General features: G+C 59.9%; 9 protein-coding genes. 3 read left to right on the top strand and 6 right to left on the bottom strand.

All coding sequences use genetic code 11. The annotated features are described in order from the left end of the window. Positions 1–4: 4 nt before the first annotated feature. The 4 genes from AC0Z42_RS29555 to AC0Z42_RS29570 form a co-directional block, all read right to left on the bottom strand. Positions 5–685 (bottom strand): ZIP family metal transporter, encoded by a 681-nt coding sequence (locus tag AC0Z42_RS29555; RefSeq protein ID WP_485471622.1) that lies wholly within the window; start codon positions 683–685, stop codon positions 5–7. Between the two features lie 68 nt (positions 686–753). Further along, positions 754–1,329: an S-(hydroxymethyl)glutathione synthase gene (gene gfa / locus AC0Z42_RS29560; RefSeq protein WP_485471623.1), complete on the bottom strand. Its 576-nt coding sequence runs from the start codon at positions 1,327–1,329 to the stop codon at positions 754–756. 11 nt (positions 1,330–1,340) lie between these two features. Then, entirely contained in the window at positions 1,341–2,183 is an 843-nt protein-coding gene (gene fghA, locus AC0Z42_RS29565) for an S-formylglutathione hydrolase (protein WP_485471624.1), read from the bottom strand. Between the two features lie 10 nt (positions 2,184–2,193). Beyond that, positions 2,194–3,300 (bottom strand): S-(hydroxymethyl)glutathione dehydrogenase/class III alcohol dehydrogenase, encoded by a 1,107-nt coding sequence (locus AC0Z42_RS29570; RefSeq protein WP_076573245.1) that lies wholly within the window; start codon positions 3,298–3,300, stop codon positions 2,194–2,196. Positions 3,301–3,442: 142 nt separating this feature from the next. On the opposite strand from AC0Z42_RS29570, the gene AC0Z42_RS29575 reads away from it, so the two are divergent. Further along, positions 3,443–4,447 carry a GlxA family transcriptional regulator gene (locus AC0Z42_RS29575; protein WP_485471625.1) on the top strand — a complete coding sequence of 335 codons (1,005 nt, stop codon included), beginning with the start codon at positions 3,443–3,445 and terminating at the stop codon, positions 4,445–4,447. Positions 4,448–4,798: 351 nt separating this feature from the next. On the opposite strand, the gene AC0Z42_RS29580 is transcribed toward AC0Z42_RS29575, so the two are convergent. Beyond that, complete coding sequence (locus AC0Z42_RS29580) at positions 4,799–5,974, bottom strand: AAA family ATPase (RefSeq protein WP_485471626.1); 1,176 nt, start codon at positions 5,972–5,974, stop codon at positions 4,799–4,801. Between the two features lie 606 nt (positions 5,975–6,580). After that, positions 6,581–7,564 (bottom strand): IS5 family transposase, encoded by a 984-nt coding sequence (locus AC0Z42_RS29585; RefSeq protein WP_379738148.1) that lies wholly within the window; start codon positions 7,562–7,564, stop codon positions 6,581–6,583. Between the two features lie 99 nt (positions 7,565–7,663). On the opposite strand from AC0Z42_RS29585, the gene AC0Z42_RS29590 reads away from it, so the two are divergent. Beyond that, positions 7,664–8,224: a hypothetical protein gene (locus AC0Z42_RS29590; protein ID WP_485471627.1), complete on the top strand. Its 561-nt coding sequence runs from the start codon at positions 7,664–7,666 to the stop codon at positions 8,222–8,224. Beyond that, positions 8,221–9,069 carry a hypothetical protein gene (locus AC0Z42_RS29595; RefSeq protein ID WP_485471628.1) on the top strand — a complete coding sequence of 283 codons (849 nt, stop codon included), beginning with the start codon at positions 8,221–8,223 and terminating at the stop codon, positions 9,067–9,069. The genes AC0Z42_RS29590 and AC0Z42_RS29595 overlap by 4 nt, the downstream gene beginning before the upstream one ends. Positions 9,070–9,129 lie beyond the last annotated feature (60 nt).

Below are 9,129 nucleotides of genomic sequence, written 5' to 3' on the forward strand. Positions count from 1 at the left end.
AATTTTATGCGCTGGCGGGCAAGGTCCGTCCTGTTTGAGGGCCATGTGCCATGCCGGGAAAACTCCGCCGTTTGATCAACAATGCGACAGAACCCCCAAGCACGCCCCCCACCAGAGCCATCAGGCTGCACAACAGGTTGAACAGGTAGGCGCGCGCCCGGCTATACCCGGAATTGAGTAACACCACGAAGTCGCCCACTTCCTGCGGGATTTCATGGGCCACAATCGCCATCCCGGTCAGGATGCCAAGCGGCGGATCGGCCAGGAACGCGGCGGCAATCATGATGCCGTCGGTGAAATTGTGCAGGCCGTCGCCAACGAGCACCATCCAGGCGCTGCGCGTCGTCCCATGGCTGCCGTGGTGATGACCGTGCCCCGCCGCTTGCGCCGGGTGGGACGTATCAGCCGGCGTTGCGCCGTGCACGATCGCCATTTTTTCCAGCATGAAAAAAGTCAGGAGGCCGCCGAGCAGCGTGGCAAACAGGCTGATCGGCGCGACTCTGGATTCGATAGCCTCCGGCATGGCGTGTAACAGCGAGGTGGACAGCATAATGCCGACCGACAGGCTCACCATGCGTTCAGCCATCCGGGCCAGCAGCCCGAATGATATAAAAGCGGCGGCGGAAATGCTGACCACCCCGGACAGCGTGGTGGTCAGTAAAATTGCGCGAAGCGTAGCATCCATTTGATACATCTTTTCAAATCAAGTGAGCGCCACGTTCAGCGCAAATTTCACCGCCTATGGCAAAACGCTTATTGCAACACGCCGCTGGCCTTGGCGGCGTGGGTAGCCAGCGCATCCATCAATGCCGGCGACAGGCAATCGTAATAAGGCAGGCCCAGCTTGGCCAACGCAGCGCGCACGCCGGCCATGTCGGCCGGGTTGGTACCCGACTCGATGATCGACGAGACGAAAGCGGCAAATTCCACCGGCGACCAACCGCTCTCATTGGAGAGTTCGGTGTGGACGAAATCGAGGCCGAAGAAGGCATGCGCTTCGTTCTCGATACGGCCGACCATGTGGACGCCGCAAACATTGCAAGCGTGGCGACGGATCGTCGCACTGGCGTCAACCACGCTCAGCTTTTCAGCGTGGGCAGTGACACTGACCTTGTCACGCGCCACCACGGCGATCTGTGCGAACAGCGCGCCTTCCGGCTTCCAGCACTTGGTGCAGCCGCATGCGTGGTTGTGTGCCGTCTGGCTGGCGATGGTGACTTCGACCTGGTCGCTGGTGCATTTGCACAGCAGCTTGCCGCCGGTGAAATTGGCCGCCGCAGGTGGACGTTGTTGGCCGATGGCCGGATGGATCGTGTACTCGGTACTCATGGTATTACTCCTTATGAAATCAATGCTGCGTGGTGAAACTTCAGGTGATCGTCGATGACCGTGGCGATGAAGTAGTAGCCGTGGTCATAGCCGGCATGGCGCCGCAAGGTCAGTGGCTGGTCGGCCGCCGCGCAAGCGGCTTCGAATGCTTCGGGAAACAGCTGGTCGGGCAGGAATTTGTCTGCCAGACCCTGGTCGATCAAGATCCCGCGCGGGAAAGGCTGGCGCCGCCCGGCCATCAGCACGCTGGCGTCATGCGCATCCCAGGCAGGCGAGCGCGGCCCCAGGTAGGCCGAGAACGCCTTGTGGCCCCAAGGTGCCTGCGTGGGCGCGCTGATCGGCGCCAGTGCCGACACCGACTTGAACAATGCCGGGTTGCGTAGCGCCAGGACCAGCGCGCCATGGCCGCCCATCGAGTGGCCCATGATGCCGACCCGGTCGGCGTCGGCCGGCAAATCGGACAGCACCAGTGCATGCAGCTCCAGCAGATAGCTGTACATGCGGTAATGAGTGCTCCAGGGCGCCTCGGTGGCGTCGACGTAAAAGCCGGCGCCGATACCGAGATCCCACGCGTCGCCCTCACCCGGCACGTTCGCGCCGCGCGGGCTGGTGTCGGGGGTAATCAACATCATTCCCAAGGCGGCCGCCTGCCGCTGCGCGCCCGCCTTGGTGGCGAAGGTTTCCTCGTTGCAGGTCAAACCCGCCAGGCAGAACAATGCGGGCACGTTGCCATCGTTTGCCTGCGCTGGCAGGAAGACGCCAAACCGCATCGGCAGGCCAATGGCGCAGGACCGGTGCCGGTAGTAACGCTGGACGCCGCCGAAGCATGCGTGTTCGCTGATCAGTTCAAGCATGGCCGGCGCCTTAATAGAGCACGACGGAGCGGATCGATTCGCCCGATTTCATCAGGTCGAAGCCTTCGTTGATGCGCTCGAGCGGCAGGCGGTGCGTGATCAGGTCGTCGATATTGAGCTTGCCTTCCATGTACCAGTCGACGATCTTCGGCACGTCGGTGCGGCCACGGGCGCCGCCAAAGGCAGAACCGCGCCACTCGCGCCCCGTCACCAGCTGGAAAGGCCGGGTGGAGATTTCCTGGCCGGCTGCGGCCACGCCGATGATGAACGACTTGCCCCAACCCTTGTGGGTGCACTCGAGTGCCTGGCGCATCAGGGTGGTGTTGCCGACGCACTCGAAGCTGTAGTCGGCGCCGCCATCGGTCAGCTGGACGATCGCATCGACGACGTTTTCCACTTCATTGGGATTGATGAAATGGGTCATGCCGAACTTGCGCGCCATGTCCTGGCGGGCCGGGTTGATGTCGACACCGATGATTTTGTCGGCACCGACCATCTTGGCGGCCTGAATCACGTTCAGGCCGATACCTCCGAGGCCGAACACGACGACATTGGCACCCGCCTCGACCTTGGCCGAGAACAGCACCGCGCCCACACCGGTGGTGACGCCGCAACCGATGTAGCAAACTTTATCGAACGGCGCATCTTCGCGGATCTTGGCCAGCGCGATTTCCGGCACCACGATGTAGTTCGAGAACGTGGACGTGCCCATGTAGTGGAACAGCGGCTTGCCGTCGAGCGAGAAGCGGCTGGTCGCATCGGGCATCAGGCCACGGCCCTGGGTCGAGCGGATCGCTTGGCACAGATTGGTTTTTTGCGAAAGGCAGAATTTGCACTGGCGGCATTCCGGCGTGTATAGCGGAATCACGTGGTCGTCTTTTTTCAGGGTTTTTACGCCCGGTCCCACGTCGACCACGATGCCTGCGCCCTCATGGCCGAGGATGGCCGGGAACAGGCCCTCCGGGTCGGCGCCCGACAGCGTGTAATAATCGGTGTGGCAGATGCCGGTGGCTTTGAGCTCGATCAGCACCTCGCCTTCGCGCGGTCCCTGCAGATCGACTTCTTCGATGGTCAGTGGCGCGCCGGCGCGCCAGGCTACTGCTGCTTTGGTTTTCATGGATGTACTCCGTAAAAGAATTGGTGAATAACGCCAGGCCATTCTGACCGCGCACCATCTCCGAACGGCAAAACCGGGCCGAGAATGGCCGGAATTGATGCCATAATGACCGGATTTTCCGCACATCCATATTCATCACACCATGAAGTTGTCCTCCCCAAGCGCCGCCATCACTGTCGATATCATCGTGTACCCGGGGTTCAAGGCGGTCGAAGCGATCGGGCCAATGTCCGTGTTCGAGTATGCGAATCTGCACCTTCAGCGGCGCGGCAAAGCGTCGGGCTATGACGTGCGGGTGGCCTCGTGCGCCGTGGGTCCGGTGCGCTCCGATACGCTGATGTCGCTCGACGCCACCAAGGCGCTGAGCACCCTTTCCCTGCCCGATAACGCAATCATCGTTGGGGCACGCCATATCCAGGCAGCACTGGCCGAAAGCGCCGCCATCATCGACTGGGTGGCGGCCGTGGCGCCGCGCATCAAGCGTTTGACCTCGCTGTGTTCGGGCGCGTTTTTCCTGGCGGCGGCGGGCGCCCTCGACGGCAGGCGCGCCACGACACACTGGGGCGTGGCGGAGCGACTGCAAGCCGACTATCCTGCTGTCCAGGTGGACGCCGATGCGATTTTTGTACGCGCCGACCACGTCTGGACGTCGGCCGGCGTCACGGCGGGTATCGACCTCGCGCTGGCACTGGTGGAAGAAGATTTTGGACGGGAACTGGCGCTCGAGGTGGCCACCGAGATGGTGGTATTTCTGAAACGGCCGGGCGGACAGTCGCAGTTCAGCGCCCACTTGCTCAACGAACGCACGACGCGGCCCAATATCCGCGAGCTGCAGAACTGGATCCTCGATAACTTGCAGGAAAAGCTGACGGTGGCGCAGCTGGCCCAGAAGGCCATGATGAGCGAACGCCACTTCACCCGGGTGTTCCAGCAGGAAGTGGGCGTCAGCACCCAGGAATTTATCGAGCGCTGCCGTTTTGAGGGCGCCACCGCGTTATTGGCGGAATTGACGTTGTCGCTGAAGGCCGTGGCGGCGCGCGCCGGGTTCACCGACGAAGCGCACATGCGCCGGGTGTTTCAGAAAAAGCTGGGGATCACACCAAAGCTCTATCGTGAACGCTTCGCTACCACGGGTATCGCTGTATAGGCGGTTCCTTATCGACCCGCAAAGATGCGGGATCGTGGATCCAGTTCAAGTCGTGACGCAATGCGTCACACTTTGGAAATGCCTCATAAAACAAGCGCGTACCACAAGCTTGATGCTTCGAAACCATTACCGAACTGGTCTATGAATGCTTTCGCCAGGCAAAACTACAAAACCTGTTATCGCATCACAGTTCACATTGAAGCGACGCGTCAATGCTGGCCATAAATGCCTCAGCTCCTGACTTTTATATGACCAGTTTTTGCCCATCCTTCACGCCAAGTTTCTCACCGGGATAATTCTTTTGTTGGTCGTTAGGCTGCTCAAGGGCGCCATGCAGCACCCGGAATTCAATCACCCAAGATGGGCCAGGTTGCGCGTGAGGTAGTCGTTGAACATGGGAACAGTAAAAGCAACGTCCCCGTGAGACGGACTGTAAATCATTCCCTTGCTGATAATTTGCGCCCGGCGTGGTCCCAAGCTTTGCGCGGACTCACCGAGCGCATCCGCGACATCTGACGAACGGTAGGGGCCGCTCCCCAACCGTGCCATGGCAATCACGTACTCACGCTCTTTCGGCGTCAGCCGGTCAAAGCGGACCTTGAAAAAACCTTCGTCCAGGCGCTTAAGCGTCGTTCTCTCCGCTTCCTTGGCGTCATGTAGCGTAATGGTATCGCCGACAGCAAGATTCCAGGACTGATGGCCCCACTCCTGCAAAAAGTACGGATAACCCTTGGTCTTTAAAAAAATTTCATCCAGGGCTAGTTCATCAATAACAGCACCTTCTTCATTAACCGGTTGGCGGATTGCTGCCTTGGCATCTACTTCGGGCAGGGCACCGACATCGGGATAGTGGAACAGTCGCTCCGCGTAGGATTTGGCCTCTCCCGACAATGCTGCCACTTGGGGCAGTCCGGCGCCGAAAAACAGGACTGGCAGTCCGCTCTGATTTATTTTGTGCATCGACACGATAAGCGCCGCCAAGTCCTTCTGGCTGAGGTACTGCACCTCATCGATGAGCAGTGTCCAGGCCTTACCAGCGGCCTTGGCGGCCTCGCCCACGCGAACAAACAGCTCGGGGAGATCGTTTTGCAGGTCGCCGCTATCGGCCACACCCACCTCGGCGTCGACTGCGATTGTCAGATCCCCGTATTCAAACTTGAACACGGAGGCAAACGATCGTAGGGCCCGCATTGCGTCATAGGCCTTGCTCTTAGCATGGTCGACAAGCGATAGCTTGCGCAGCACCTGGTGTACCCGTGGCAAGAGCAGTTCACCCAGCGGTTTTCGTTCTGGCGCCTCAATGCTGGACGTCAGATGGCCTCGTTCAATCGCCATCACCTCGACCGCGTTCAACAATACGGTTTTCCCGACGCCACGCAGCCCCAGGAACATCTGTGAGCGGCTAGGCTTGCCCAGCAATGCGCGCTCAATGGCAACGCGTGCATCGTTGATAATCGCATCCCGCCCAGCGAGTTCAGGCGGGCGACTGCCAGCGCCCGGAGCAAAAGGATTTCTTACAGGATCCACGGCGCCCCCATCTCTATGAATTTATACCTAAGTATATATTATTTGACTTATACATAGCTATAATTTGTTAGATATTTGTAGATTGTGGGTAGTTCGGAATTACACTGGACCATCTCAAACTTTAGGATGCCCCCTCCTCGATCCAGCGGCGCCCGACAACGTCTGTGTTCGCCGGAATGGTTGCCATCGCTGCGCTGCTGGTGCGCAACCGGCAACGGCAACGCCCTCAACGTGGTGCTGGGAGGTCCGCTGCTTGACAGCATGCTTGAATACATCTGGGCGCAGCCAGGTGCTGCTGGCAGCGAACCTCGATCAACTGTCTTAAAACGCGCGCCGGTGGCAGGGTCGCCGGCAAAGCCGGCCGCCTCGAACGCATCGCTGGCAATCGATAGCGTCGGGCGGTGGGCGATGCACTTGCCCGAAATAACGGCAGTAGCGGACTTCCTATTTGAATCAATGACTTAGGGAAACGCTGATTAATTGACGATTTTTGCGTCTCCGAGGTTTTTTTGCGACGCGGTTGCGCTCCACCTGCGATCTCGTTTTTAGAGATCACTACAGCCTGTTTTTATGCGATATAGCGGTATCCCTTGCGCCTTTTGGCGCTCAGGACGCAACTCGGGTTTCAGTGACCCTAAATCGCCGGCCAGCCAGCACTAAATTGGCGAAGCCAAACAGAGTAAACAGTTGCGCGGTGTTCTTCGCCAGGCCGCGGTAGCGCGTCTTCCGATGACGGAACAGGTTCTTGATGACATGGAACGGATGCTCGACTTTCGCGCGCACGCTGGCCTTCAAATGCTCCAGTTTTTCCGTCATGCGGCCCAGTTTGTTTTTGGGAAGCGCCTTGCGTTTGGAGCGCTTCATGGCGACATGCCAGGTCACTGCTTTGCCAACATTTTCGGGGCGCTTCTCCACGCCCTGATAGCCTGCGTCGCCGAGTGCAGCGGTCTCGTCTCCATGCAAAAGCGCATGTGCTTGCGTCACGTCGGAGACATTGCCAGCCGTGCCCACGACGGTGTGCACCAGGCCAGACGCAGCATCAACGCCGATGTGCGCTTTCATCCCGAAGTGCCAGTCATTGCCCTTCTTCGATTGGTGCATCTCCGGATCACGCTTGCCATCCTTGTTCTTCGTCGATGGTGGCGCGGCGATCAGCGTGGCGTCAACAATGGTCCCCTCGCGCATCATCAGACCCTTTTCGGCGAGGTGTCGGTTGATCGTATCGAAGATCTGGCGCGTCAGATCTTTTGCTTCGAGCAGGTGACGAAACTTGAGCAGCGTCGTCGCGTCTGGCGCCGACTCGCGGCCCAAATCGATGCCGACGAAAGCGCGAATGGCCTGGCTGTCATAGATCGCGTCTTCAATACCTTCGTCCGACAAACCGAAGCATTGTTGAGCCACATACATCCGCAGCATTCGCGCCAGCCCGATCGGTGGACGGCCAGCGCCTTCGACCTTCGGATAGAACGGCTCGACCAGTTTGTGCAGCATGCTCCACGGTGTCACGCTTTCGATCTCAGCGAGAAAAAGGTCGCGCCGCGTGAGCTTTTTCTTGGCGGCGTATTCGAGGTCGGAGAAGCTCTTTTGCATGATCGATGGCGGGCGAGGAACGTAGCGTCATTGTCTCAGGTTGCGGCACCGGCGGGAACCGGAGCGGCCGAATTAATCAGCGTCTCCCTAGGGGTTCCCATGGCCTATTTCGTAAAACTCTTTATCAGGTTCATGTTAGCGGCGTGTCTGTGCATGTCAGCGGCGCAGGCAACGACAATCGCCTATACCGCGACGGCACTCGGTGCCAACCAGTGGCGTTACGACTACACCGTGACAAATGACACGCTGGCAGTCCCGCTCGAAGAATTCACGCTTTTCTTCAACGAGTCTCTGTACGGCCAGCTTTCCAGCGTTGGAACCCCTGCAGGTTGGGATATTCTGGTCATCCAGCCTGACGCCGGCATCCCCGCCGCCGGGTTTTATGATGCGCTTGCCATCGGCGGCGCTATTGCCCCATCCGCCAGCGCCTTCGGCTTTGCCGTCACGTTCGATTATTTCGGCACGGGTGTGCCGGGAGCGCAGATGTTTTCGATTCTCGATCCGCTCTCGTTTATCGAACTTGATGCCGGACTGACGCAAGGCCCGGTAGCCATTCCATTGCCTGGCACCGCATGGCTTCTGCTGCTGGGGGTCCTGGCGCTGTTGGCAGTACCGCGCGCGGCCAAGGGCAAACTATTTATTGCAAGGGGTGGCAAATGAACCCGCGTCGTTTTGGATTGCAGTTACTGCCCATCCGGGCAGCCGTGACAGTCTTGCTTGCGGCGGCCCTGAGCGCTTGCGGCTCGAGTGACGCGCCGCAGGGCGCAGCACCGGCGCCCAAGATGCTGGCGGCGGTGACGGCCGATGTGGCCGGCGACCAGTTCCAGATCGCGGGCCTGGAAAAAATTATGGAAACGCGCGTCTCGCGCACCGTGTTCGACTATACCTACCGCGTCAGCGTCAAGAACACTGGGCTCGCCAGTGGCAGCAATGTGCTGGCAACCCTGACCAGCGCACCTGCCGGAACAACGATCGTTGACGGCAGCGTTGCGGCGGGCGCGATAGGCGCCGGCGCAACCGTAACGCCCGGCACCGATGTCATTGTGCTGCGCCTCGACCGAAGCACCGCCTTCGAGCCGTCCAAGCTGGTATGGAAATTTACGGCAGCAGCGTCGATCGAACTGGCCGCGGTCAAACCTGCGGAGGTGGTGGTGCTGTCGCTGGCCGATATCGGCCTGGCCGACGGGGCCGACTCGGTGGTCCCATCGGGCGCGGTGAGCGAAGCCCTGATCAAAGACGGTACGCTGCGCTTCTGGACGCCTGGCGACACCGGGGTCGACCAAAAGGCGAGCATCGCTGTCAGCAAGGGCGGCACGGTCACCACGCTTGAGGTGCTGATCCGCACCCAGCTCTCCACCCAGCCGCTGGCCCATGTCGAACCGCTCGACGACGGCTCGCTGCCGCCGAATCCGCCGATTCTGACGGTTGCCGGCTTCGGCCCCAACAACAGCCTCACCGGCAATGGGCTGACTATAGTGGATCCCGAATCTGAGACGATGGTTTAAGCTGTGGTCCGTGAAAGGATGACAGCAAATGAGTGAAGGTAAAAAACGTCGGGTACACAC

It is taken from the genome of Janthinobacterium sp. 1L-D-8-B-C4 (assembly GCF_057291295.1).